General features: G+C 60.5%; 20 protein-coding genes. 6 read left to right on the top strand and 14 right to left on the bottom strand.

All coding sequences use genetic code 11. The annotated features are described in order from the left end of the window. Positions 1–5: 5 nt before the first annotated feature. The 3 genes from Hrd1104_RS05960 to Hrd1104_RS05950 form a co-directional block, all read right to left on the bottom strand. Positions 6–1601 (bottom strand): LamG-like jellyroll fold domain-containing protein, encoded by a 1596-nt coding sequence (locus Hrd1104_RS05960; protein WP_154551885.1) that lies wholly within the window; start codon positions 1599–1601, stop codon positions 6–8. A 45-nt stretch (positions 1602–1646) separates the two neighbouring features. Next, positions 1647–3716, bottom strand: coding sequence for a hypothetical protein (locus Hrd1104_RS05955; protein WP_154551884.1), 2070 nt, complete (start codon positions 3714–3716; stop codon positions 1647–1649). A gap of 63 nt (positions 3717–3779) precedes the next feature. After that, positions 3780–4361, bottom strand: coding sequence for a DUF2150 family protein (locus Hrd1104_RS05950; RefSeq protein WP_154551883.1), 582 nt, complete (start codon positions 4359–4361; stop codon positions 3780–3782). A 174-nt stretch (positions 4362–4535) separates the two neighbouring features. Between Hrd1104_RS05950 and Hrd1104_RS05945 the strand changes: the two genes are divergently transcribed. Beyond that, positions 4536–4940, top strand: coding sequence for a universal stress protein (locus Hrd1104_RS05945; RefSeq protein WP_154551882.1), 405 nt, complete (start codon positions 4536–4538; stop codon positions 4938–4940). On the opposite strand, the gene Hrd1104_RS05940 is transcribed toward Hrd1104_RS05945, so the two are convergent. Further along, the gene (locus Hrd1104_RS05940) at positions 4937–5962 is read right to left on the bottom strand and encodes a mechanosensitive ion channel family protein (protein ID WP_154551881.1); all 1026 of its coding nucleotides are present in this window, start codon (positions 5960–5962) and stop codon (positions 4937–4939) included. The two genes, Hrd1104_RS05945 and Hrd1104_RS05940, sit on opposite strands and share 4 nt — an antisense overlap. A 146-nt stretch (positions 5963–6108) precedes the next feature. On the opposite strand from Hrd1104_RS05940, the gene Hrd1104_RS05935 reads away from it, so the two are divergent. After that, positions 6109–6552, top strand: coding sequence for a type IV pilin (locus Hrd1104_RS05935; protein ID WP_154551880.1), 444 nt, complete (start codon positions 6109–6111; stop codon positions 6550–6552). Positions 6553–6559: 7 nt separating this feature from the next. Here the strand turns inward: Hrd1104_RS05935 and Hrd1104_RS05930 are convergent, their stop codons facing one another. The 4 genes from Hrd1104_RS05930 to Hrd1104_RS05915 all read right to left on the bottom strand — a co-directional run bounded on the left by Hrd1104_RS05930 (position 6560) and on the right by Hrd1104_RS05915 (position 13056). Further along, entirely contained in the window at positions 6560–9484 is a 2925-nt protein-coding gene (locus Hrd1104_RS05930; protein ID WP_154551879.1) for an RtcB family protein, read from the bottom strand. Between the two features lie 71 nt (positions 9485–9555). Continuing rightward, positions 9556–11700 carry a catalase/peroxidase HPI gene (gene katG, locus Hrd1104_RS05925; RefSeq protein ID WP_154551878.1) on the bottom strand — a complete coding sequence of 715 codons (2145 nt, stop codon included), beginning with the start codon at positions 11698–11700 and terminating at the stop codon, positions 9556–9558. 178 nt (positions 11701–11878) lie between these two features. Further along, entirely contained in the window at positions 11879–12289 is a 411-nt protein-coding gene (locus Hrd1104_RS05920; RefSeq protein ID WP_154551877.1) for an archease, read from the bottom strand. After that, complete coding sequence (locus Hrd1104_RS05915) at positions 12286–13056, bottom strand: DUF502 domain-containing protein (RefSeq protein WP_229770554.1); 771 nt, start codon at positions 13054–13056, stop codon at positions 12286–12288. The genes Hrd1104_RS05920 and Hrd1104_RS05915 overlap by 4 nt, the downstream gene beginning before the upstream one ends. Before the next feature lie 108 nt (positions 13057–13164). Here Hrd1104_RS05915 and Hrd1104_RS05910 point away from each other — a divergent pair, with 108 nt between their 5' ends. Further along, on the top strand, positions 13165–13650 hold the full coding sequence (locus tag Hrd1104_RS05910) for an N-acetyltransferase (protein ID WP_154551876.1): 486 nt from the start codon (positions 13165–13167) through the stop codon (positions 13648–13650). Between the two features lie 21 nt (positions 13651–13671). Here Hrd1104_RS05910 and Hrd1104_RS05905 read toward each other — a convergent pair whose 3' ends face one another. From Hrd1104_RS05905 to Hrd1104_RS05880, 6 genes are all read right to left on the bottom strand, one after another. Then, positions 13672–14103 (bottom strand): metal-dependent transcriptional regulator, encoded by a 432-nt coding sequence (locus Hrd1104_RS05905; protein ID WP_154551875.1) that lies wholly within the window; start codon positions 14101–14103, stop codon positions 13672–13674. Positions 14104–14149: 46 nt separating this feature from the next. Beyond that, positions 14150–14629, bottom strand: a complete 480-nt coding sequence (locus Hrd1104_RS05900; RefSeq protein WP_154551874.1) for a ferritin-like domain-containing protein — start codon at positions 14627–14629, stop codon at positions 14150–14152. A 95-nt stretch (positions 14630–14724) separates the two neighbouring features. Beyond that, entirely contained in the window at positions 14725–15936 is a 1212-nt protein-coding gene (gene sufD / locus Hrd1104_RS05895; RefSeq protein WP_154551873.1) for a Fe-S cluster assembly protein SufD, read from the bottom strand. Further along, positions 15933–17360, bottom strand: coding sequence for a Fe-S cluster assembly protein SufB (gene sufB / locus Hrd1104_RS05890; RefSeq protein ID WP_154551872.1), 1428 nt, complete (start codon positions 17358–17360; stop codon positions 15933–15935). Before sufB ends, sufD begins: the two co-directional genes overlap by 4 nt. Before the next feature lie 12 nt (positions 17361–17372). Next, entirely contained in the window at positions 17373–18284 is a 912-nt protein-coding gene (locus tag Hrd1104_RS05885; RefSeq protein WP_154551871.1) for an ABC transporter ATP-binding protein, read from the bottom strand. A 119-nt stretch (positions 18285–18403) separates the two neighbouring features. Beyond that, positions 18404–23680, bottom strand: coding sequence for a DNA polymerase domain-containing protein (locus Hrd1104_RS05880; protein WP_154551870.1), 5277 nt, complete (start codon positions 23678–23680; stop codon positions 18404–18406). A 94-nt stretch (positions 23681–23774) separates the two neighbouring features. On the opposite strand from Hrd1104_RS05880, the gene Hrd1104_RS05875 reads away from it, so the two are divergent. Genes Hrd1104_RS05875 through Hrd1104_RS05865 form a run of 3 tightly spaced genes read left to right on the top strand, consistent with a single transcriptional unit; the run spans position 23775 to position 24817 of the window. Continuing rightward, a complete protein-coding gene (locus Hrd1104_RS05875) occupies positions 23775–23966 on the top strand; it encodes a hypothetical protein (protein WP_154551869.1) in 192 nt (63 codons plus the stop codon). Between the two features lie 60 nt (positions 23967–24026). Further along, on the top strand, positions 24027–24338 hold the full coding sequence (locus Hrd1104_RS05870) for a hypothetical protein (protein ID WP_154551868.1): 312 nt from the start codon (positions 24027–24029) through the stop codon (positions 24336–24338). Between the two features lie 53 nt (positions 24339–24391). Then, positions 24392–24817: a hypothetical protein gene (locus tag Hrd1104_RS05865; protein ID WP_154551867.1), complete on the top strand. Its 426-nt coding sequence runs from the start codon at positions 24392–24394 to the stop codon at positions 24815–24817.

Below are 24817 nucleotides of genomic sequence, written 5' to 3'. Positions count from 1 at the left end.
GACCGTCAGTCGCCTTCGAGAGTGCCACCACCGAATCGGGGTCCGGTCGTCAGCGAATCTGTTGCCAGAGTGACGACGAGTCGATAGTGACGACTCGGGGTTGACAGGCCCGTCACGTCGTAGGAATCACTCCCGTCGAGACTGATCACGTCACTCTGGGTGAACGACCCGTTGTCGCCGGGGTCGGATTCGACGGTCACGGTGACAGTGGTTCCCGTTGGAATCGTCGCCTCGACGTCTGTCAGCGATAGGTTCGATGGATCGACGTTCCGCTCGAACCGTTTGACGCCGCTGGTCAGGTTCCCCTGCCAGGCCTCTGACGCTGCCGGCGAGGTGCCGCTGTAGAGCCGGGCCACCTCCGTCGCGGTGAGCTGCTGGTCGTAGACCCGGAGCTCCTCGATGGAGCCGTCCCAGCGGTCGTCCTTCGTGCCCTGGCCGACCAGGAGCTGGGTGACAGCGCTGGTGGTGCCCGTCGGGAAGCCGCTGTCGTAGGCGTTCTCGTTGCCATCGCCGTCGCCGAGGTAGCTGAGTCCGTCCTCGCTGCCGTTCAGGTAGAGGCGCGGGCGCTCCCCGCTCTCCCACGTCAGCACGACGTGCTGCCAGTCCGTGGTCTGGACGTTGCTCGAACTCTCGAACTGGACCACTCGGCCATCGACCGAAACGGCCCCCTTTATTAGGTCGTCTCCACCCCCAGCCCACCCATCTTCGTCGTACCGCAGTCCAAGGTAGTCGTCGGTGCTATCGGGCGCGGCCGTGGTCAGGATACCGTGGTCAGTACCCGTGACGTTCGATCGCACCCAGACAGAGATCGTGACCGCGGACCGCCCGTTGAGGTATTCGTCGGCGTTTTGATCTTCGAGCTGGTCCGTGGTGCCGTCGAACTGCACGGCAGAGGTGTTCAACAGCCCCGGCCGGTCGAGCGCCGGGTCGCCGGTGACGGTGAGGTCCCGATCGTTCCCCGCGGCGTTGGCGATTGGGTCGGTCGGATCGTCCAGCGGCCAGTACGCGATCAGGGCATCATCAGTCGCCGGCGTGCCGAGGTCAATGCGGTCGGCGCTGTGATCGCCGAAGTCCGCATGGACCACCCCGCCCTCGCTGACAGCCCTATCCCAGTCGCCGGCACTTGCCCAGACGAGTGGGCCACTCGACTCGGGAAGATCGAAGGCCTTGTCGTAGAGAACCGTGTTCGACGGGTCGTGGACGACGAGCACGCGAACGCTGTCGGTGAGTCCGTGCGTGTAGAAGAGTTGTTCGCCGGGGCTAAACGAGTCGTCTCCATCACCGCCCGTGAACGATGTTAAGGTGAGTCGCTGTGTGTTCCCGTCTCGGAGGACGATCGAGATGTCCCCACGCGCGAACGAGGTCCCCCCGAGGTGACTGATCGTCAGTTCGGTTCCATTGACGTCAACTCCCAGATTCGCTGCCGGATTGTCTGTCGTATCGACAGTACCCAAGATTACGACGCCGACGAGGACCGAGAGAATGACGATGACGGCTGTGAGCAGAATTGTCCCGATGACTTCGGATTGGGCGCGACCATCGCTACCGAACTGAGGTTCGGACTTCTCACGTTCAGATGCCGGGATATTCGAGGCATCCATTCGTGTTCCAGCTTGCGGCTCCGTCACGAGACTTTCACCTGGGAGTTACGGCACGTTCACTCGAACTTGCTTCGTGTGGGCGGTGCCGTCGGCCGTTTCGTAGTAGACTGTGAGTGTAAACGCTTCCCCGGACATATCGACTGCGTTGCCGCCGTTGTTTTCGAATTCGTAGAGATAGATCCGTGCGTCAGTACCCCTTGACAGTCGCGGATTCCCGTCGTTGTTGAACCCGTCGGTATCGAGGTCGAATTGATATGGTAGTGTGACACCGCCATTGATGTCGACCCACCCGCTGTTCTGATCGGCTTCGACGTATAATTCCGTGCGTTGCGGTTCATCGTTCGGTGAGCCGACGTCATCACTCAACGCTGCGATGTTCCCGCCCGACGTCTCGTTTACTTTTATTTCGTTGATGATCACGTCCTGTCCGTAGGCGTTCGTCATGGTTAACTCGACTCCACCAGTCGTCCCATCGCCGTCCGGTCCGTTCACAGCGATGGCATCGTCGTTGTACACGAGGTCAGTAATCGTGTTAATCACTTCCAAGAGGATCGTATCCCCGTCGGACCCGCTCGTGGCGTAGACGTTGACAAAGCCATCCTTGAGGGCAGTGACGTCCGTTGCATTGTTCCCTGTGTTGTTCGTGCTACCAGTCGCTCGACTTAGCTCGACAATCGACGTGTCGTTGAGCGCGTATTCGACAGCGGCATCCTGGGCAACGGGAGTCGTCTCCATCGCAAGTGTCGCTGTCAGATCCTGGCCGGCATCGAACGTACAGACCTCGTCTGGGCCGTTCGGGCAGTCGATTGCCGCTTGGCCGCTCGGGTCGAGCCAATCGACCGCGTACGCACCGGCCCCGTTCCCGCCACCCGTGTTCAGGCCACTCCCGTCCGTGTTCTGGACCGTAACACTCATCGAGACGTTCTCAGACCCCTGTGGATCGAACGCGCTGGTTGGTTGCCCATCGAGGCTGACGTTGATCCGGACCGTTCGGCTGGCTTGGCCCGTAATATCGTCGGCCAGATACTCAAACTCGGCGCGGCCGTCGGCGCCAGTAACCACCGTCGAATTGACGAGACTCCCGTTTTCGGGGCCTGCATCGACGCTTGCAGACAGTTCCACCCCTGAGACGGGATTGTTGAACTGATCGCGGGTCTCGACGATCAGCGACCGTCCACTCCCTTCTTCGATCGAAGCTCCGTCACCGGCAACGTCTGTGATATATCGGGCCGATTCCGACTCGGTGTTCGTTCCGACACCCACCTTCGCCATCCGAAGCGTGTACGTCTCCGATTGCTCGAATGCGATCGAGACCAGATCGAACGATTCCTCAGGAAGCGAAGTTCCATCGACGCTGACGACATATCCGCTCTGGTCGGTAAATTGCCCGGAGTCACGCAACAGTGACCGCCAGTCGCTCGCGTTGCGCATCGACGCAAACTCGATCGTGACGTTCTCACCTGTTTCGTTCGTGACCGCGACGTCAGTCTGGGAGGCACTGAGGGCTTCGAGATCGAGCGAAATCGATTGACTCGACCGCCGGTCGTAGGACCCCTCGATCGCCACGAGCGTTATCTCACGGCCATCGACGAGCGTCTGTCCCGACGACCACAAGCTTGCGTCGTCGAACTGCCTGAACAGTGCTGTGGTATCGTAGCCGATCGTGGGTGGATCGATAAATTCGCTGTAGTCCGGCGTATAGGCGATCGCTCCCGAATACCGGGTCTGGTTCGTCCCGGTCCAGAAATCGTCCGTTTCCTCGTCGGTTGCGCGTGCATTCGCGACTGTCACGTTGATCGTGTCGTCGTTCGTCCCGACTGTATGCAGGCGACCGCCCGGCGGCGGCGGATTCAACGCGACCAGTCGTGCCGGATAACTCGTACCCAGGGCGATCCCGACCGATCGTCCCTCCCCCGTCCTCGGGATAGAGATGATCCCATTCCGCAGGTCCTGCATGTCGCCTGCGACTGTCTGTAAGTGATTTGCTTCGACCTGCTGGTTCTGATTTGGGACGACAAACGCCTGAAACAGCGAGAAGGCAATCACCAGTACGGCAAACAGTAAGACGGCTCCGATCTGGATCGCTTGGGCGCGGTCGTCGTCCCGGAACGGCATTAAGTGACCTTTCGTCGTCGTCGATAAAAATGTGTGTGCCGCTTGCCGGACGGCGTCCGACGATCAGTCTTCGTCTTCTTCGACGACTTCCGGATCGCTCAGTGCCGTCTGGAGGCTGTCGAGGCCGTTGACCCACTCGGCGACGAGTCCGAATTCGAGTTCGTCGACGACATCCATCGACAATTCGTCTTCGTCAGCGAAGATTCGCGTCCCGGCCTGGACACAGTAGCCGAGCGCGGCGTCCATATCTTCGCTCGCTTCGGCGTCGCCCGCTGCCTCGATGAGATCGTCGATCGATGCTTCGGCGACATCACCGGCGACATACTCCTCGGCTGCATAGAAGACACAGACCAGCGACGTCTGGACGCCGTCGACGACCATCAGTTTCTCCTCGTCGTCCATCTCGACTTCTTTGAGCACGATGTCGCGGACGGACCCGATTTCTTCCAGGGCCGTCTCGGTGTCGAGTTCGCCGTCCTCGTAATCGGTGACGATCTTGGCGACGGCGATCGCGGCATCGTCCTGGAGGTTCAACAACAGACGGGCCGAATCTTCTTCTTCGGGATCGATACTTTCGGCTTCGATTCGTTCGATCCAGTTTTTCCAGCGTTCCTCTGTGTAGTATTCTCCCGGTGGTGCGCTCATACCACTCCGTTCGTGCCTCCGGGGTTATGGCTTTCGCTCGGCTACGATACCGCCAGGTGCTCGGCCCTGCTGGATTGTCTGTACGCTGGGACAGCTCACGACCGAATTCCGAGACAGCTGACTCTACTCCGGGAAGCGAAACGTTGAGGATCGGTGACGAACTACCTCCCGGTGATGTCGACCGTCCTGGCTCCTGTTCGCTATCCTCTCTCCGATCACTCCCGGGCGACACTTTCACGGGCAATCGAAGTCGCCCACGAGGAAGATGCTGACCTGGCCGTATTACACGTCAACCTCCACCAGACCAACGGTCACATAGCGCGACCGGAACTCAAGTCTGCGGTGGAAGAGACCTTCGGGAAGCTGCCAAAGACGCGGTACGTCGTCCGGTCGGGCTTGCTCGTCGAGGAGACGATCCTCGAAGAAGTGGCGGCTATGGATGCTGACGTCGTCGTTATCGGTCGGAAACAAGTCAGCCGCTGGCGGGAGATGGTTCGCCGACTCGCCGACGATCCGGATATCGCCACCTATCTCGACGGGGAACTAGATTGTCGTGTCGTCACGGCCTCGGTCGATTAGTCTGACGACGAGTCAGCCGGTGACTCTCGGTTCGTATCGGGTCGCATCGATTCTGTGTCGGCTCGACGTTCGCTGTGTCTCTCTTGCCGGACCGGTAACTCGCCGCTAGTTTCGTCGAAGACGAGATGGGAGTGTGGGTAGGCGATCTCGACGTCGATGTCTTCGAGTGTCTCCCAGATCGCCGTCTGGACGCGTGATCGCGTCGCCAAGAGTTTGTACGGTTCCTTGATCCAGAATCGCAGGGTCAATGTAATCCCGTGATCGCCGAACTCGTTGATATAACAGGTCGGCCCGGCCGGGTATCGGGCGGCGCCGACGCGAATATCTGGTCCGCCACCGATAACGCCGTCGACGGAGCGGGCCGCTCGTTCGAAGCGATCCCGGGCGGTGTCGAGATCTCCTTCGTAGGTGACGACGATATCGATTGACTGTCGGGTTCGTGGGTCCTCGGCCGAATAGTTCACGACGTCGCGGTCGCGGATGGCTCCGTTCGGGATGACCAAAAACGTATTATCGAGCGTGAAAATCTTCGTGTACCGGAGCGTAATATCTTCGACGAACCCTCGGCGATTCGTATCGGCGAGTTCCACCATATCGCCGATTTCGTAGGGCTGGTCGGCCAGCAAGAAGATCCCGCTGATGACGCTGCCGACGATCGGTGCGAGGACGACACCGACCACGGCCGAGAAGACGGTCACTGAGAGCGCAATATCACCCAGTTTCAAGCCAAAGATTCGCAGGATCACCAGCAACGCGAGGACAGACACACCGGCTCGAATCCCGCTGAGAAACGTCCGGGTGAGGCTCGGTCGGCGAAAGTGTCTGGCAATGCGTCGGCCAAAAAGGGTCACCAGCCCCCGAGAAAGGAGCCAGGCACCAACCAACACGACTACCACGGCGACGAGATCGATCGCCCAGCTCGGGACCCAGGTCGGTACCACTTCAGCGGCGCGTGTCACGCCCGACCCCTCGGTGGGTGGCGTCGCAAAAACCGACGAGGGGGCAACGACGGGCGATTGCATGCAAGCAGGGACACTCCCGGTAGAAAAAAGGGTTGTGACCGCCCACCGCAACTCCAGTCAGTCCCGTCTCGTCTGTGATTCGATTGTCCCATCTCGGGGGGTGATAGGGCGTGTGATCTTTTAGTGACGCAGCCAAATCGACTCGCATGGGCGCGCCCGAATCCGATGACCGTGCGATATCCGAGATGCTGGCCGTCGTCACGCTCGTCGGGATGGCCTTGTTACTCGTTGTCGGGATCGGTCTGAACGTCCTTTTGCTCGCGCCCAGCGATTCCAGTGGTCCCAATGCTAACTTCACGTTCCGGTACGTCGAGCAGACCAGTGCGTTGATCGTGACACACGAAGAGGGCGACGCCCTTCCGGCCGGAGACGTCTACGTCGACGGTCAAGAGGGGAACGTAACGTGGGCGGCCCTCGCCGGATGGGAGGACTCGAGACTGATCGAAGAAGGCGACATCGTCCAGGTCGCCGAGGGCGGGGCCTACGGCGCGCCGATCCAGCAGAGCGATCAGCTCAGTATCGTCTGGTGGAACGCCTCGGCGAACGGAACCGCGGAACTGGACCGTTGGACGGGCACAGACGGTGTGTGACGACAGCTCAGCCCTTAATGTTACAGACCGGGAACGTTCGGGCGACCCGATCCCCGATGCCGAGTTCGTCCGAGATCCGAACCACCCCGTCGACATCCTTGTAGACGCCTGGGGCCTCTTCGGCGACGGTCGCACCGCTCTGGGCTCTGACGTAGATCTGCTGGTGGTCCTGTAGCTCGTCTTGGACGTCTTCGCCCCAGTAGGTGTCTTTCGCTTCCGTCCGGGACATCAGCCGGCCCGCTCCGTGAGCTGTCGAGCCGAACGTCTCCTCCATGGAATTCTGGCCACCACGGAGGACGTAACTTCCCGATCCCATGCTTCCCGGAATGATGATCGGCTGACCGACGTCGCGATACGCGGCCGGCACTTCGGGATGGCCGGCCGGGAACGCCCGTGTCGCCCCCTTGCGGTGGACGAACAGCTCACGCTCTGTGCTTTCGACGGCGCCACCGCTGTTTTCTGGGTCGCCCCTGTCGACGCTGTGGGTCTCCTTTTTGGCGATGTTGTGGGCGACGTCGTACAGTAATTCCATCTCCATGTCTCGCCAGTCCCGATCGAAGACATCCGCAAAGACCTCCCGCGTCCGATGCATGATGAGCTGGCGGTTGACCCACGCGAAGTTGATCGCCGCGTTCATCGCGGCGTAGTACTCCTCGGCGAGGTGACTCCCGGCGGGGGCGGCCGCGAGTTCCTTGTTCGGCAGTTGCTCTAGCAAGCCCTGGTGGGTCTGTTCGATCTCTCGCAGGTAGTCGGTACAGATCTGGTGGCCCAGTCCCCGCGAGCCACAGTGGATCAGTACTACGATCTGGTCGTCTTCGAGTCCGAAGCTCTCGGCGACATCTGCACGGTAGACGTCCGTGACGCGCTGGACTTCGAGGAAGTGGTTCCCGCTGCCCAGACTCCCGAGTTGTTGTCGCCCCCTGTCTTTGGCCTTCTTCGAAACCGCCTCGGCGTCTGCCTCCGGACGGACCCCCTCGTCTTCACAGTGGGCCAGATCGCCTTCGACGGCGTAACCCTCTTGCAGTGCCCAGTCGACGCCGCGTTCGAGCACTGCTTCGAGCGTGTCGACGTCAGTCTGGACGACGCCGCCGCCGCCGAGACCGGTCGGAATCGCCTCGAACAGTGCGTCGACGAGTGCCTCCTCGCGACCCTGAACGTCGCTGTAGGTGAGATTCGTTTTCAACATTCTCACTCCGCAGTTCGACACGACAAACCCGTCTGCGAGGAAGTTGTGAGCGTCGTGTTCGACACCGATGTCGTAGACCGGTTTCTCGCCGGCATGTTCGATCGATTCGATGGTTGTCGTGACGGTCAAGTTTTCCCGAACCTCGAAGTCCTCAACGAAGTCTTCGAAGTCGGGGAACCGCTCGCCCGGTCGCGGTCGGCCTTCGCGACCGCTCCAAACGCTCCGCTCGATGAATCGGTCGTTGATGTCGTACTCGTCTTTTAGCTCTCGGACAGGCCCTCCACCATCGGCTCGGGCTCGCACCTCACTGGCGGTCCGTTCCCGTCGCTCGATCTCGCGCTCCTTTCGTTCGAGATATTCGATAGCCTTGATCGCCCGTCGCTGTTTGTCCAGGTTGTACCGATATCCCACGGTCGAGAAAAAACGGATCAGGTTCTTGGAGTCGTTTTTGATTCCCAGACGTAGCCGGATCGTGTCGTGATCGCGGTTCGAATCCGTCTCGAACGATTCGATTTCGTTCGTTTCGATCCCAACATCGGCGAGGAACGCCGCCATGTCTTCGAAGAACGCTCGACCTGCCTCAGCCGTCTCGACCGTCCTGTTCTGGGAGACTTTCGGACAGTAGAGGTTCTTGTCGTGTTGGGCGGTCGGCGCGTTCATCTCCGCACCGAAGAACGCGCTGTAGAACAGCGCGCGTTGCCAGTCGGTCAAGCGATCGAGATACCACGGCGTCGAGAACCCGGACGAAATCTTCGACCCGTTTGGAAGGCCGAGTTCAATGAGCAATCGTCTGAGTGCTTTCGACGTCGTCTTGAAACTGTGCTCGGTTGCCTCGAATGACGATCCGTCGATTTCGTGCTGGCGATCCCGCGAGTAGACTTTCGACGGTTTGAAACCGATCGCCCTGACGTCCTCGCGGATCGATTCGAGATCCTCCGGCTCGCCGTAGAACCACAGTTGACCCTCTCCCCCGAGCGATCCGTCGCCGAGGTGGAATCCGATGATCTTCAGGAGATGGTTCAGTTCCTCGTCGGTCGATCGAAGCGGCAGCAAGTCCCGATCCTTCAGCACTCGCGTCAACTGCGGATTTGTGTCAGCGAAATCGTCTTCGGTGAGGATTGTGAACGCTTCGGGTTCCTCGTGTTCCAGCCCCCGAAACGGCTGGACGATCGTTTCGTCCCCGGATTCAAGATCTCCGAGTTCGACCATCCCGTCCGGCGTTAGAAACGGATGGTCATCCGTTGCCTCGATCGAACGCCCCTCCGTCGTTTCCACGCGGTATACCGGTTTCGTGCCGGACTCCGTGAACAGCCGAATCGGCGAGTCCGTCAGTTCGTTTCCGGCGACGATCGCTCGCTCGTCCTCGAAGCGTTCCCGAAGGTCTTCCAGTTGTATTCGCCGCCCGAACGACAGCCGGACGTCTGTCGAGCCCGGCAAGCAGTTGATGTCGTAACCAACTGCTCCGGGCGAAATCACCCCGTTTTCGGCATCGATGCCAGCGACACCGCCGACGGGGAAGCCATAGCCCTGGTGTGCGTCCGGCATCGCCAAGGCATACTCCTGAATTCCTGGGAGGTGGGCCGTCTGCTGCAGCTGTTTGAGCGAACGGTCATCGCTGATTTCATCGAGGAGGTCCTCGCTGGCGAGCACACGCGCCGGGACACGCATGTCGCCCTCCTGGGGAATCTCCCAGACGTACTCCCGGACTTTCTCTAAGGTGAACTCGCCGGCATCGTAGGTAGTCATACCCGACACTTCGCACCCGGAGACAAAGTAAGGTTCGAACTGCGAGACGACGTCCGCACGCGGTTCGACGATTAGTTCGAGTGGGTCAGGTCGAAGCGGTCGAGTCGCATGACTTTGCTCCAGGCCTCGACGAAGTCGGAGACGAACTTCTCCTCGCCATCGTCGGCCCCGTAGACCTGGGAGACTGCGCGAAGGCGAGCGTTCGAACCGAAGATGAGATCGACGCGCGAGCCAGTCCACTCGACGGCACCCGTCTCGCGGTCCCGGATCTCGTAGCCGTTCCCGTCGTCGGCTTTCGCCCACTCGTAGTCCATATCCAGCAGGTTCTCGAAGAAGTCATTCGAGAGCGTTCCGGGCTCGTCGGTGAACACTCCCCGCTCGGTCTCGCCATAGGTCGCCCCGAGCTGGCGCATTCCGCCGACGAGCACCGTCAGCTCTGGGACGGTCAGATTCAGTAACTCGGCCTGATCGAGGAGAATCTCCTCGGGTTTGCGCTCGGCCTCCTCGCCGACGTAGTTGCGAAAGCCATCGGCCGCGGGCTTCAGTGCCTGGAAGGACTCGACGTCGGTCTGTTCGGCTGTGGCATCCGTCCGGCCAGGCTCGAAGGGGACTGTCACGTCGTAGCCGGCGTCAGCCGCCGCCTGTTCGACTGCCGCGTTGCCGCCAAGGACGATCAAATCAGCCAGCGAGACGCGCACATCGTCGGACCGGGCGTCGTTGAACGCGGCCTGAATATCCTCGTAGGTGTCCAGTACCGCCTCCAGTTCCGCGGGTTCGTTGACTTCCCAGCTCCGCTGGGGCTCTAGCCGGATCCGAGCGCCGTTGGCGCCGCCCCGTTTGTCGCTGTCGCGGTAGGTCGAGGCCGACGCCCAGGCAGTCTTGACCAGCTGTGAGCGGGACAGCTCGGCGTCGAGGATCTGCTCTTTGAGGGCCGCGACGTCGGTATCGTCGATTAGGTCATAATCGGCAGCTGGCAGCGGATCCTGCCAGATCATGTCTTCTTCTGGTACTTCCGGGCCGAGGAACCGCTCTGGCGGTCCCATATCGCGGTGGATCAGCTTGTACCAGGCTTTCGCGAAGTTGATCCCGAACGCCATCATGTTGTCCTGATAGCGTTCGAGGATCTCTCGGTAGTCCGGATCCCGTTTGAGGGCGATGTCCGTCGTGAGCATCATCACGTCCTCTTTCTCCTCGGGATCCTCGACACCGGGCGCGGATTCGTCGAGTTCACCGTTCTGGGTCGTCCACTGCCACGCGCCGCCGGGACCCTTCTCGGGCCACCACTGGTACTCCAGCAGGTTGTCGATGTAACCCATGTCCCACTCGGTCGGCGTCGTGTTCCATGGACCCTCGATCCCGCTGGTGATCGTGTCTTTGCCCTTGCCCGAGCCGTGCTCGTTGTCCCAGCCAAGACCCTGCTGTTCGAGCGGGGCCTCGGCAGGCTCGGGACCCAGGTTGTCGTCGGTGTCGGCACCGTGAACTTTTCCAAACGTGTGACCGCCGGCGATGAGGGCGACCGTTTCCTCGTCGTTCATCGCCATCCGGCTGAACGACTCGCGGATGTTCTCCGCCGATTCTTCGGGAGCCGGCTCGCCGTCCGGGCCTTCCGGATTCACGTAGATCAGGCCCATGACAGTGGCACCGAGCGGGTTTTCGAGGTCTCCATCCTCACCGAAGCGTTCGGAAGACTCCATCTCCATTTCCGGCCCCCAGTCGACAGCTTCGTCGGGGGCAAAGTCGTCTTCCCGTCCACCGGCAAAGCCGAAGGTTTCGAAGCCCATCGACTCCATAGCGACGTTACCGGCCAAGACGATCAGATCAGCCCAGGAGAGCTTGCGTCCGTACTTCTGTTTGATCGGCCAAAGGAGGCGTCGTGCCTTATCGAGGTTCGCGTTGTCCGGCCAACTGTCAAGCGGCGGCAAGCGCTGGGTACCGCCTGCGGCCCCGCCCCGGCCGTCCGTGGTTCGATACGTCCCAGCGCTGTGCCAGGCCATCCGGATAAACAGCGGTCCGTAGTGCCCGTAGTCCGCAGGCCACCAGTCTTTCGAATCGGTCATCAGCTCTTCGAGATCGGCCTTCACGGCGTCGAGATCGAGCTTTCGGAACTCCGCAGCATAATCGAAATCGTCTCCGTAGGGATTGTCGTCCCGGGCATTCTGGTCGAGAATCCCGAGATCCAACTGGTTTGGCCACCAGTTTTGGTTGCGTTCTCGCATCACCAGAGGAAGGGGCCATTCACACATTAATTTTGCCTTCGGGGAAATCGTCTTCGCTGAGTGCCAAAGTAGATATACGGATCAGACAACTACAGACAGTAGCCGAGTCGCCACTCTCCGGAAACGCTGCTCCGCTGAGGGCCGGTGTTTCGACGTCTTGGGTTCGATTCGGCGTCGCTCAGACGTCGACGACGACGTACGTGTACCAGCCCTCCGGGACTTCTTCGACGACCATCTCTGAATACGTCACCGCCTTGACCTCACGGGCCGTGATCGAGGCAAGGGGGACACCGCGTGTACTGCCATCGAGCTGCCATTCGCCTGCAGACTGGCTGACAGTCGCGCGATTATCGACTGGTAAGACACCCCGCACGTCTCGCTGGTAGATGAGCTCGTCGAGATAATCGAACAGGAGTGCATCCCGACTTTCGGCAGTGACGGTACAACGAAACCGGTCGCCAGTTGTCGGGACCGTCTCACACATCGCTGCAGCCATGCCGTCGGCTGTCGCTGCAAATGCGTCTCCGAGTGTCTCTCCCGTCGCCTCGACAGCCACGTCTGCCGTGTGCTCTCGCAGTTCGAAGCTCACTGGCTGTCACCCGTCGTCGAGTCGTCGTCTTCGTCGGTCATCGGCAAGTCGACGGGGAAATCCTCGGCGTCGGGGAGCACGGTTTCGATCTCCTCGGCTGTCGTTCCCTCACCGATCGAGACGCCGCTGGTCATAATCGACTTGATCCCTGCTTCGACGCTCATATCGACGTCCACACAGCGGTCTTTCGGGACATAGATGACGTAGCCACCCATGACGGGGTTCGGCGACATCGGCACGTACAGGGTCAGCATCTCGCCGTCGTCGATCCGTTCTTCGAAGCGAGTTGGCGTCTCCGCAGTGACGAATCCCAACGCATAGGAGTTCGGCGTCGGGAACTCGACGAGTTTCACTTCCTTGAAACTGGCCGTATCGGCATCCATGACCATCTCGCTCATCTCGTCGAACGTCCGATAGACGGTTCCGACGCCGGGAATGTTCCCCATTGCTCGGTCGAACCGGGCTTCGAGATGGCCGTCTCCTTGCCGGCTCTCGGCGGCAAATCCGATCAGAAAGATCACGAATAAGATGAGGACGATCGCCAGTAGCTCCAGGAGGATCCGGGGCGTTCCGTTCTCTTCGCCCGCGATGTCTTCGAGCACCCCGACCAGTGGATCCAGTTGGCCGAAGACGAACCCGGCGACGAGACTGAGCACGACCAGCGTGATCAACAGCGGCACAGTGATCGTAAGTCCGGTAAACAGCGACTGTTTGATGCGCTCGCGCAGCTCGGTGGCGCGATCCCGGGATCGATCGGACAACGACATACAGACACTGTTTGGCGGCACTCCCGAAAGCATTGTGGGACGATCCACTGCCCGGCAAATCCTCCGTCGGGCGGTGGAATTATAGGCTGGAACGTACTATGGTCGATAGTGAGCGTCACCGTCGAGTCAACGTGCGTCGAACGTGGCGACGACGATTTCGTCGAGGCCGCGTGGCAGCTCAAAGAACGCATCCGTGAGGCAGATGGCGTTCTCCGCCAGCGACGTCGATTCTTCGAAAACGCCTATCGCCGATCGACCGTTTACGTCTACTATGATGGCGGGCGGCGCTCGACGCTGCTCGGATTCGCGGCGGTCCGTCGAGACGGCTACATGCTCTTTTTGGCAGTCGATCCGGACTACCGTGGCCAGGGCCTCGGGCAGCGCCTCGTCGCCCGGGTCGTCGAAGACTACCGGAACGTCTCCTGTCACGCCCGGACGACCAACCGCGAAGCGATGCAGTTCTACCAGCACATCGGTTTCGAAATCGTCCGTCGCATCGACGGCTATTACGAGGACGGTGGCGACGCTTACTACCTCAAACTCGGCGACGACGAGAGTATCTTCGATCGACTCCAGTCGCTGCTTCGCCGATAACATCTACCAGATCGGAGCCGCTCAATCTGAGGCTCCCGTCGCGACGTCCAAGCACTCACAGACGTCGTTTTCGGCGTCGAAGCAGTCCGGACACTCCGATTTGCGTTCGACGATCGTATCGAGGCGTTCGGCGACCGTCTCGTCGATGACGCTCTCTAGTTGCCGGGCTTCGGTCCGGAATTCTTCGACTTCGAGAACCTGAAAGAGGAACCGTTCGATGATACAATACGTCTCGAGCGCGTCTCTGGCCTGGATGATGCCCTCGTCAGTCAACGTTACGCCGTTGTACTTCTCGTGATCGGCCAGCCCGCGGTCCTCGAGTTTGCCGACCATTTCGTTGGCGCTGGCTGGACTCACACCCAGTCGATCCGCGATCCGGCCGGTCGAGGCCGGTTCGTCTGTCTGTTGTTGGACGAGGTAGATGGCCTTGAGATATTGGTCTGCAGTGTTCACGTCGCTCCCCTCCGTCTCGTGTTTCCGATCGTGGCTGCCCCAGTGTTCATGCTCGTTCCTCCATGACGTCCGTTACTGCCTCGACGCCCCGGGCTTCGGCCTCGCGTAGGTCCTCGAGCGTCCGTCCCAGGTCGTCGCTATCGATCCCAACGGTCGCCTCGCTTTCGGCGAGTGCATCGAGGAGGTCGTCGAAGAACTTGTAGGCCGTTTCGGCGTTACAGAGCTGGTCGTACACGATATCGTCGAAGTCTTGGTCGGCCTGATACTGGGCTTCGACCAGTGGTTCGATGTCCTCGTAAGCCACACTGTCTGCGTCGAGATCGCCGATCAGTGTCTCCAAGCGTTGCCGATGGGCATTCGCCTGCTCGATCGCGTCTTCGAGGAGCCCGTGCAGTTCTCCATCGAGGTCGTCGTTCGACTCGATATGCTTGCTCGACCTGGCTTCGATGACTTCCTGTAAGACGACGCCGATCTGTAAGAGGCGAGCGAGCTGGTGGTCCGAGGCGATGGGCTCTCTGAGGCTCACTGGCTCACCTCCGGTATGCGATTGGGGCCACGAGTCATGCGTGGGGATCCGTGTGGCACGCCCTTAAACTCGTTCCCGGATCCCACTCTCCGAAGTTACGCGTCCAGGCGTTCGAGGACCAGCGCATCCAGGTCCTCACGAAGTTCGTCGACTTCGACTTCTTCTAATACCGGCACGAAGAAGCCCTCGACGAGCATGTTCGTCGCTCGCTCTTCGTCGACGCCACGGGAGGTCATGTAGAACAGGTCTTCCTGATCGACCTGTCCGACCGTCGCGGAGTGGCTGGCTTCGGTGTCGTGGTTGTTGATGATCAGCTTCGGCGAGGCGTCGGCCTCACTGTCGTCGCTCAACAGTAGTGTGTTTTCCCGCTGGTAGGAGTTGGTATCCCACGCATCCTCGCCGACGTCTTGGACACCCTCGTAGACCGACCGAGCGGTGTCATCGAGGACGCCTCGCGTGACGAGATCGGCCGTCGTGTGTTCGGCCTCGTGCCAGACGCGGGAGGCAAGATCGAAGTGCTGGTCGCCGTGACCGAAGAAGGCCCCGACGATCTTCGACTCCGAGCTGTCGCCGAGCAAGCGAGTCTCGACGCTGGTCTTCGTGAGTCGCGAACCGAGATTCCCTTCGATCCAGTTGATCGTGCCGTAGGTATCGGCGTGGCCACGCTTGACCGAGAAGTTGTACGTGTCCTCGGCGAGGTTCTGTAACGCCCCGTACTGGACGGTGGCGTTCTCGCCGGCAGTGACTTCGACGACGCCCGAATAGTACTGATCGCCTTCGACGTGTTCGCCCGTGCGCTGGCGTTCCAGGATCGTCACCGACGACGACTCCTCGGCGACGACCAGGGTGTAGTTGAACAGCGACCGAGAGTGCATCGTCGTTCGGATCTTGACGTCCTCGGCGTCGACGCCCTCGGGAACGTAGACGACTGTCCCGGCACTGAACAGTGCCGTCGACAGCGCCGTCAGATAGTCCCGCTGGGGATCGACGACGTTCCCGAAGTGCTCCTCGATGAGGTCGCCGTGGTCTTCTAAGGCTTCTGCCCAAGAGAGCACTTCGACGCCTTCGGCTTCGACGCGGTCTTTCTCTTCGGCCCACTCCAGGGGGTCGACGAGTGCCTCGTAGTCCAGTGCATCGAGGTTCGTCCAGTCGCGGCCGGGCGTACGGATGACCGACGGCATCGGCAGGTCTTCGAGTGCCTCGAAGGCTTCGAGGCGTGTCTCTGTCAGCCAGTCCGGTTCGCCCAGCTCCGCGGAGATCTGCTCGACGTCCGCTTCGGTGACGGTTGCGTGTACCTGCGTGCTCATCCGAGACTCCCCTCCATCTCCAGTTCGATGAGACGGTTGAGTTCGACTGCGTACTCGATGGGCAGTTCTTCCGTGATCGGCTCGATGAAGCCGGCGACGATCATCTGCTTTGCGTCGTCGTCGTCCAGGCCGCGCGATTGGAGGTAGAAGATGTCCTCGTCGCCGATCTTGCCGACCGTCGCCTCGTGGGCGACGTCGACTTCGTTCTCCTGGATCTCCATGTACGGCATGGTGTCGCTCGTCGACTCGTTGTCGAACATCAGCGCGTCACACTCGACGTTCGTCTGGGAGCCTTTCGCGCCGTTGGCGATGTGGACCAGGCCGCGATAGTTCGTCCGCCCACCGTCTTTGGCGATGGACTTCGATTCGATGGTTGACTTCGTGTTCGGCGCGTTGTGGTAGACCTTCGCGCCGGTGTCGATGTCTTGGCCCTCGCCCGCGAAGGCGATGGTGATGTGATTGTCGCTTGCGCCGGGGCCTTTGAGGATGGAACTCGGGTACAGCATGGTGGCCTTCGAGCCCATCGATCCGGAGATCCACTCCATGCGGCCGTCGGCTTCGACGATGGCGCGCTTGGTGTTGAGGTTGTAGGTGTTCTTCGACCAGTTTTGGACGGTCGAGTACTGGACGTGAGCGCCTTCCTTGACGAAGACCTCGACGCCACCACTGTGGAGGTTGTGGCGGGCGTATTGGGGGGCCGAACACCCTTCGATGTAGTGGACTTCCGAGTTCTCCTCGGCGATGATGAGGGTGTGTTCGAACTGGCCCATGCCCTCCGAATTCATCCGGAAATAGGCCTGAATGGGCATCTGAACGGTGACGCCCTCGGGGATGTAGACGAAGCTCCCGCCCGACCAGACTGCGCCGTGCAGCGCCGCGAACTTGTTGTCGCTTGGCGGGACGGCCTTCGTCATGAAGTGCTCGCGGACGAGTTCGGGGTGTTCCTGGACAGCCTTGTCCATGTCCATGAACACGACGCCCTTCTCCTCCCACTGCTCTTGCATGTTCTGGTAGACGATCTCGGATTCGTACTGGGCACCGACACCCGAAAGCGCCTGCTGTTCGGCCTCGGGGATACCCAGCTTGTCGAAGGTGTCTTGAATCTCGTCGGGGAGATCGTCCCAGTCGTCCTCGCCGCCGCGGGTCTCGATGTCCGGTCGGATGTAGGGTACGATCTCGTCGATGTTGACCTCCGAAAGGTCCGGTTGGCCGGGCCAGTCGGTCGGCATCGGCATCTCCTTGTACTGCTCTAAGGCGCGGAGACGCCGTTCGAGCATCCACTCGGGCTCGTCTTTGTCCTCGCTGATCTTCCGGACAGTCTCCTCTGTGAGGCCTACCTCAGCTTCGTAGGCCGACTTCTGTTCTTTCTTGAATTCGAATCGAGCCTCCGTGTCGGTCGATTCGAGGTCGTTGTCTGAACTCATGTGATGGTCACCTCAGGCCGCCTCGTAGACCTGCTCGCGAACCCAGTCGTAGCCCTCGTCCTCGAGTTTCTCGGCGAGTTCCGGCCCGCCGCTCTTGGCGATTTTCCCGTCGAGCATCACGTGGACGTGATCGGGCTCGACGTAATCGAGGATACGCTGGTAGTGGGTAATCTGGAGGACACCCGTCCCCTGGTCGTCTCGTAGGGAGTTGATCCCCTTCGAAACGTCCTGGAGGCGGTCGATGTCCAGCCCGGAGTCGATCTCGTCGAGGACGGCGATCTCGGGCTCGAGGATCGCTGCTTGCAGAACCTCGTTCTGTTTTTTCTCGCCCCCGGAGAACCCGACGTTGAGATACCGCTCGGCGAAAGACTCGGCCATGTCCAGTTGCTCCATTTTCTCTTTGAGGAGCTGCTGGAACTCGGCGACGCTGACCTCGCCCTCGTCTGCGGGGCCTTCCATCGGCGAGGTTTCGTAGCCGGCCTCTTCGTTGTCTTCCTCAGCATCTGCTTTCTCCTCGTCTTCGAAGAGTTCCTCGCGCTCTTCGAGCTTGGCGTTCAATGCCGTCCGGAGGAAGTTCACCATCGTGACGCCCTCGATTTCCGCAGGATACTGGAAGCCGAGGAAGATCCCGAGGGCTGCTCGCTCGTTCGGTTCCAAATCGAGTAGATCCCACGTCTGTAAGTCCTCGGGAATCTCCTCGTCGTATTCGTCTCCGTCGAGATGCAACAGTACGTCACCGTCGGTTACCTCGTAGGCAGGGTGCCCGGCGATGATCTTCGCCGTCGTCGACTTCCCACTGCCGTTGGGTCCCATCAGTGCGTGAATCTCGCCGGACTCGACCGTCAACTCGACCCCTTCGAGAATCCGCTCGCCACCCTCTTCAGCTACCTTCGCGTGGAGATTGTTGATTTCGAGTGTTGCCATGTTCTAGGTCAACCGAAAACAGGAGTGTGTCGTTCATGAAGCTTTCGCACTCGGCAGAATCGGATTTAGAATATGCAAAAATTAGTTTGTATTTTGCGGACTTCCCCGGCCGACGGGCGCTACATGAAACTCTCGAGGCCCGTCTGCTCTTGGCCGCTTTTGACCTCTTGCCAGGTGACGTCGAGTGCCTCGATGACGCGGGCGATCGGGCCTTTGAGCGTCTTTGCCAGCATCTTCTCCCAATCGACCTCGAACTCTGCGGGGATTTGTTCGGCGACGTCGAAGCAGATGACGTCCGGATCGCGTTTGAACTCACCATAGATGAGGTCTCGGGAAGGATCGAGACCGCGTTCGTCTTCGATCCGTCGGAAGTAGTCCGGATGCACCTTCTTCAAATACAGGCGCTTGGGCTTGCTCCCGCGATCGAAGTTCGTCCCGAGCAACTCGTTTGCGTACTTCGCCCCGCGGACGTGAGCGGTGTCAGTGTCGTAGTTATCCAATCGCTTGCCGATGCCACCAGGGATGCCCACGTCTTCTATATTGACGTTTCCAGCCTGGAAGTCTTCGATCACGTCGTGGAGGTACTCCGTCACGGCGTCGACGTCGCCCTCGGTGACGATCAGATCGAGGACCTCTTTCTGGACGCGCTTGGTGATCGGGGCGATGTCCGAGCGCTGGTACTCGAAGCCCGTGATGTCGATGTCGTCGACGTCTTTGCCCTCCTTCCAGACGATGTGGCCCGCGTAGCGCTTCTTCTTGCCCGCCTGGAAAAAGCGCCGGTAGAGTTTCTCGAACTCGATCTGGAAACGGTGTTCGTCGGCCTGCAACGTCTCCCGGGCGAACTCGTCGTAGGAGGCGTTGATCGCTTCCTCGATCTCGAAGGAACGGTCGATGGCGTCCTCGATCGACATATCCGTTCCCATGCTGATCATCACGCTGTCAGTATTGTGGAGGACGATCCCGCCGACTGCGTCGACGAAGTTGTCGTTTTCGGCGACGCTCAGGTCGTAGACGTACCCATCGTGGGATTGCTCTTCGAGAACGGGATCTCGACCGGATCGGTAGTACTGACACGTCCGGATCGTGTAGGAGCCCTTCTCGTCGCGGTACTTGAGTGAATGTTTCTGCTCGCGCTGGGTGAGTAGCATCGAGAGCCCGGCTCCAAGTTCGCGGCTGGTCGTCTCGTAATCGAAGTTCTCGGTGGCGTACTCCTCACTGTACCGCGGGAACTCTCGAGACCCATCCCCTTCGACCAGCACGTCGAGGAAGAGTTGTTGCTCCGCATCGGGCAGGCGATAGACGAACGAGGGAATCCGCTTTCCGTGGGATGTCTGGCCGGCGAACTCGCGGAAGAAGACTGCCGCGAGTTCGTTCATCATCTGGAGTTTCTTCGTCGTGTCGTCGTAGGTGGCCGATCCATCACCCGACTGGGTCTCGTACTCGACTGTTCGTTGATCGGATCGATCCGAATCGATGATCGAAGTCTTCGCCCCGTCGAACAGTCGATGATAGTCGTCCTGGAGCCGTTCGAGCCACTCCCGACGCGATTCGGAAATACTCGCGCCGAAGCGGCTGTTCGTCGTTTCGACCGTCGACGCACTTCCCTCGGCGAGGTAGGCCGCAAGCAAACGAATCAATGCCCGCCCGTCCTCGCTCTCGATATCGACGTGCCGTTTGACCGTGACCGTCTTCTCGAGGTCGTCGTGGTGTTCGTGACCGAACCAGACCCGGTCGTCGTCAGCGTGTACCCGCTTTGTCTTCGTTCGAGCGTGTTCCCCACCCACACTTCGACCGTCTTCGTACGTCCGTGTGTAACCGTTCAAAACCTCGTAAATATCAATTTCTTCGATTCGCTGTTCGACCGGCATCCCGGAAATCCGGAGCGGTTCAGTGACGTCAGCCGGACCCCTCTCGACGTACTCGCTGTCTTCCTCGACGACGTAGGAGTGATCACGAGTCGTCCGCGACTCGCCGAACTTGTGCTGGAGTCGGACGACATCTTCATCCGTTTCGTGTCGGATCACGGCCTCGATCGGTTGCCACTCGGCTTGGCCGTCTTCACTGAGCGAAAGCGCATCCCAACCGTCGAGCTCTCGGCGGTCTTTTTCGGGTTCGATCGAGACACGGTCCCCGCCGTCCGCGGTGACGTGAACGCTTCCGTTCGACCGTGCTGTCGCTTTCTCGAAAATGTCCTCGATCGGGCGAATCCGAATCGTGTCCGAGGAATCGCGAACGACGACCGGACGGTCGCCAGTGACGCTGTCCCCATATGTCACGTCGTAGCCGAGATCGTTGACGGCCGATTCGGTGTACTCGATCACCGACCGCCCCGTCGCGGTCACGGCCGCCGCATTGTCCTTGTCGTAGAGCCGGAATCGATCCCATCCCGAAACGCCGTATAGGGACTGACCGACCCACTGGAACTTGCCGTTTCGACCCGCAAGGACAGTGTGATTGTCCGCGACAGTGACCGAATAGACGCCGTTTTCGGCAGTACTGGACGAGCCACTTCGATGCATCCGAACGGTGTTTTTCGCGTTTTCGGTCACGTAGATCCGGTAGGTACCGCTATCCTCGTTGTAACTTGCGGTCAGCCCGAGGTGCGCACAGAGCCGCAGAACGTCATCTCTGAGTCGCTCGCTGGCGGTGCTGTATCGCCAGGAGTTGGGCTGGCGGTCCCCGTCACCATCGATGAGTGTCTCCAGGAACTGCCGTTTCTGGGCCCTGCTCGCATCGAAAACGAACTCCGGAATCCGCTTTTCGAAACTGTTCTCGCCGGCGATCTCCTCCAGTAGCGAGCCGAGTAACCGCGAGGTGAACTGGAATCCCTGCCCATCAACGTAGTAGTCAAGTCCCATCCGGTCAAGCAGAGAACCGATAGCGGCGTGGTCGCTCTCCCCGCCATCAGCGAGTGGGGCGTCCTGCGCGATCTGGATCGTCGTTGCCGACCCGCGGAAGTTGTCCCCGAACTGTTTGTCCTCCGATGTGTAGATCGATCCCTCCGTGACGTACCAGGCCAGCAATTCGAGGAAATCGTCACCGTCGTACCGGCGCGGTATCCACTTCCGGTTCGGTTCGGTGTGGATGTAGAAAGCCGAACAGACCTCCTCCAGGTATTCCCTGTGTTCTTCGAACGTCTCAGGATCAAAGACGTATCCAGTCGTGTTTTCGTCGGCTTTCTGTACCTTGTCGGGATAGAACCCGACTTCGGCAGCGAGCGTATGCCCATGAACCTCGTTGTCCGCCCAGACCTCGTATTCGCCGCTGCTGTAGAGATCCGTGAGATCCACCTCGTCGATCCGCTCGCCGTCCGGACCGTCCCAGTCGTGCGGGAGTTGGTAGTTCGTCGCGTCGTCGAGATCGCCAGCCTCGATGAATCTATAGTCGTCTTCGTCCCACGAGATCCCGTTCGTCTCGTCCTTTCGGACGAGCATCCGGTGGTTCGGCGTCACGCTGAAGTCGATCTTGCTCGTTTCGATGTCGACGAGTTCCCCATCGTAGTCCGGATACTCCCACGTATCGGTGACCGGCTTGACTTCCATCTCCAGCGTGTCCGGATCGATCGAGTACACGTCGTCGCCAACTTCCACGTCCCGGATGTTTCGAACGCCACCGGGCGTCAGCACGTCCGTATCCGGCGTGAAACAGTTCATAATAACCTTTACAGCTCCTTGCTGGCGGTCATAGAGCTCGTACGGTTCGCTCCCGGGTTCGTGATCGTTTCGGAGACCCTTCTTCTCTTCTCGTTCCGACAGCAATTCTTCGACCATCTCCCGGACGATCCCGTCGGGTTCCTTCCGGTAATGCTGGCCGCTGGGGTCCGGTGCACGGAACGTCTCCCCATCGAAGGTGTCGGGATCGACCTTCGTCTCCGGGGATGCGTTAATTGTTACCATGCACATCGGATATAGAGATTTCAGATCGTGGACACTTACCATCTCCTTGATCCCGCTGATCGGCTCGAAGACGGCTCCGCCCTCGAACTCCTCGCCGGACTCGACGGTGCCCTTCGACGGCAGGACGAAGTTCCCGAAGGCCTTGTGCAGGACGTACATGTCGACGGCATCGCCGGGCGTCGGGGCGTCTTCGAGTTTGCAGCCGACGAAAGAGGCTACCTCCTCGAAGAACGCGATGATGTCTTGTTTACGATCGAGTTCGACGCACAACTCGACGTCACGAAGGTTGTACTCGAGTAAGCGCTCGGGATCTTCCTCCCAGAGTGTCCCGATGTCACCGGTATAGGTCTCCTTGCCAGCCCCGAGTTCGGCCTGGCCGACGTCTTCCAGCCGGTAGGAATCGAGTTCGGTGAACTGTGTCCGCTTGTAGGCCCGCAGGAGGTCGAAAACGACCCGGCCCTTGATGTCCGGCCCCTGCCAGTCCGATCGCCAGACTTCGTTGACGCGGGACAGTCGGTTCATGTCTAGGTTCTCTTCGGCGTGGCCGTCCAGCACGTCCAGTCTGTCGATGAAATACGGTGCGTCGAAGTCCCCGAAGTTCCAGCCCGTGAGGATGTCCGGATCCGTCTCCTCGATATACTCCAGAAAGGCCCCGAGCATCGCTTCTTCTTCCTCGAAAACCCGCACGTCTGCCTCGAAGTCGTCTTCGAGTGGCTCGTACCGGTCGAGCGCCTCGGGCGGATCGATCCCGACCGGCGAGTCGTACAGCCAGACGATGTACTCGTCCCGGTAGGAGTCGTGACTTGTCAGACAGATGATCGGCTCTTCGCCGTCCTCCGGGAAGCCCGAGCGGTCCTCAACCTCGATGTCGAAGGTGTTGACCCGCGCTTGGGCGTCGTAATCGATTGCCTCGATCTCGTCGTGTGGGATGCGAAGCGAGCCGTCGTCCGTGCGTCGCTCGGGGACGCGGACGCCGCTGGTGATGTCCTTGTCGATGAGCAGGCGATTCGGGAAGAGAATGTCCGCCTCGTAGTGGTCGAACTCGTCCCGGATCTGACCGACGTCACGCGGTGTCCGACCGAAGATTTTCAGCAACGCTTGGCCACGAATCGACTCGTAGGGCTCGTCGCTGTCGTCGGTGCTCTCCCAGCCAGTGATCGCGTCGTAACTTGCGAGTCGCTCCTCGTCGACGGCCGCTGCTGGCGCATAGAAGTACGGTTTGAACTCGTAGACGCGGATATGTTCTAGCTCGTGGTCGCTGGTGCGGCCAAAGACGTGCAAGACCGGATACTCGTCGTCACCACTGCCCTCGATCGTATAGTCGACCTGCGTAACGAAGATCTCGATAGTCCCGTCGGCCTCGGGATACCGCCACTCGCTGGTCTCGACGACGCCAGCGTGGTGGCCGCCGTTGCCGGCGACGGCATGGGCCTCTTCGTCCGGTCTGTCGACCCCGCCGTCGAAATCGTCTAGGCCGATCTGTTCCCCGGAATCTACCATTGGCGTAGCGTTCGCCTGGCCGTCCTAAAACTCCCCGGTCGGCTGCCGAGGAACAATGCTTATGTCATGGCATGCCATACCAGGTATCGTTGCCATGTCGAATCCTGCCGATGGAAGCCGGAGCGATGGCGTGCCAAGCGGGGAGCACCAGCTCCCTGAACCGTCCGAGACGGCACCGATCGTCGAGTTCTACGAGACTGACGACGAAACTGTACTCTACGATGCGGACAATCCCTTAGCGTGGGTGTGCAGCGACGACGCCATCGAGCTCTCTGCGTACCGATAGCCTCATCGCGTGCACGCCTATCCCGAAGCCGATATGACGGCGCGGCCCCGAATCCAGAGCGTGTCCGATCGCGACCCGGTCGACGATCTCGTCGGCGAAAACGACGACCAGGCTGCCGATCTCGTGCCAACAGTCGACGTACCCGAACCGGAACCTGGCGAAGACGATCTTGACTCGGCGGTCGCCGCGCTGTTTTGGCGCCTCGTCCTGTTGTTCAACGTGGCGCTGTTGGGCGTCACTGTCGGGCCGATGGTGCTCTATTTCGAGGGCAATATCCGGGCGGGGGCTGCGTTGCTGGTAATCGGACTCCTGGCTGGCGGGGTCGGACTTGCTCGATACGTGGCGTTCAAACGCCAGCGGCGTGCGGACTAGCGGCCTCCGGTAGCCGTCACAAGTGCTATGGCGATGGGAGCGAAAGGGCGCCCATGCGGACGGTTCGTGACGAGCATGGACGGACGTATCTCCTCGAGAAGCGCTCGGGATCGGAGTGGCTCGTCCGCGATCCCGAGACCGGCCAGGAAACGTATCGACCCGAATCGGCTCTCGAACCGGTCGAGGCGTCCCCACTGGAAGCGGTCGCAACAGCTGTTTCCGATCCCGTCCGGACGGTTCTGACCGCGGTCCGGACCGAGCAGGCACTCGGCTTACTCCTCGAGATCGACCGCGACGGGCCGGTTGCTGTCACGACGTTGCTCGATCGCTACGAATATTGTGAGAGCGACTTGCACGGCCAACTGGCCGAGTTCCGGGCCGCCGAGTTGATCGCGGAAGCGTCGGTTGCCGGACAACGGGGCTACGAAACGACAGCCGTAGCGACGGACGCGCTTGCGACGATTCTCGACGCGGATTGA

Origin of the sequence: Halorhabdus sp. CBA1104 (genome assembly GCF_009690625.1) — an archaeon.
Classification (GTDB): domain Archaea; phylum Halobacteriota; class Halobacteria; order Halobacteriales; family Haloarculaceae; genus Halorhabdus.
This window is presented reverse-complemented; position numbering and strand designations above follow the sequence as displayed.

What these genes read in the sequence shown, in the direction of transcription:
- Hrd1104_RS05960 (WP_154551885.1), bottom strand. Translation starts at nt 1,601, where the DNA reads ATGGATGCCTCGAATATCCCGGCATCTGAACGTGAGAAGTCCGAACCT.
- Hrd1104_RS05955 (WP_154551884.1), bottom strand. Translation starts at nt 3,716, where the DNA reads ATGCCGTTCCGGGACGACGACCGCGCCCAAGCGATCCAGATCGGAGCC.
- Hrd1104_RS05950 (WP_154551883.1), bottom strand. Translation starts at nt 4,361, where the DNA reads ATGAGCGCACCACCGGGAGAATACTACACAGAGGAACGCTGGAAAAAC.
- Hrd1104_RS05945 (WP_154551882.1), top strand. Translation starts at nt 4,536, where the DNA reads ATGTCGACCGTCCTGGCTCCTGTTCGCTATCCTCTCTCCGATCACTCC.
- Hrd1104_RS05940 (WP_154551881.1), bottom strand. Translation starts at nt 5,962, where the DNA reads ATGCAATCGCCCGTCGTTGCCCCCTCGTCGGTTTTTGCGACGCCACCC.
- Hrd1104_RS05935 (WP_154551880.1), top strand. Translation starts at nt 6,109, where the DNA reads ATGGGCGCGCCCGAATCCGATGACCGTGCGATATCCGAGATGCTGGCC.
- Hrd1104_RS05930 (WP_154551879.1), bottom strand. Translation starts at nt 9,484, where the DNA reads ATGACTACCTACGATGCCGGCGAGTTCACCTTAGAGAAAGTCCGGGAG.
- katG (WP_154551878.1), bottom strand. Translation starts at nt 11,700, where the DNA reads ATGCGAGAACGCAACCAAAACTGGTGGCCAAACCAGTTGGATCTCGGG.
- Hrd1104_RS05915 (WP_229770554.1), bottom strand. Translation starts at nt 13,056, where the DNA reads ATGTCGTTGTCCGATCGATCCCGGGATCGCGCCACCGAGCTGCGCGAG.
- sufD (WP_154551873.1), bottom strand. Translation starts at nt 15,936, where the DNA reads ATGAGCACGCAGGTACACGCAACCGTCACCGAAGCGGACGTCGAGCAG.
- sufB (WP_154551872.1), bottom strand. Translation starts at nt 17,360, where the DNA reads ATGAGTTCAGACAACGACCTCGAATCGACCGACACGGAGGCTCGATTC.
- Hrd1104_RS05885 (WP_154551871.1), bottom strand. Translation starts at nt 18,284, where the DNA reads ATGGCAACACTCGAAATCAACAATCTCCACGCGAAGGTAGCTGAAGAG.
- Hrd1104_RS05880 (WP_154551870.1), bottom strand. Translation starts at nt 23,680, where the DNA reads ATGGTAGATTCCGGGGAACAGATCGGCCTAGACGATTTCGACGGCGGG.
- Hrd1104_RS05875 (WP_154551869.1), top strand. Translation starts at nt 23,775, where the DNA reads ATGTCGAATCCTGCCGATGGAAGCCGGAGCGATGGCGTGCCAAGCGGG.
- Hrd1104_RS05865 (WP_154551867.1), top strand. Translation starts at nt 24,392, where the DNA reads ATGCGGACGGTTCGTGACGAGCATGGACGGACGTATCTCCTCGAGAAG.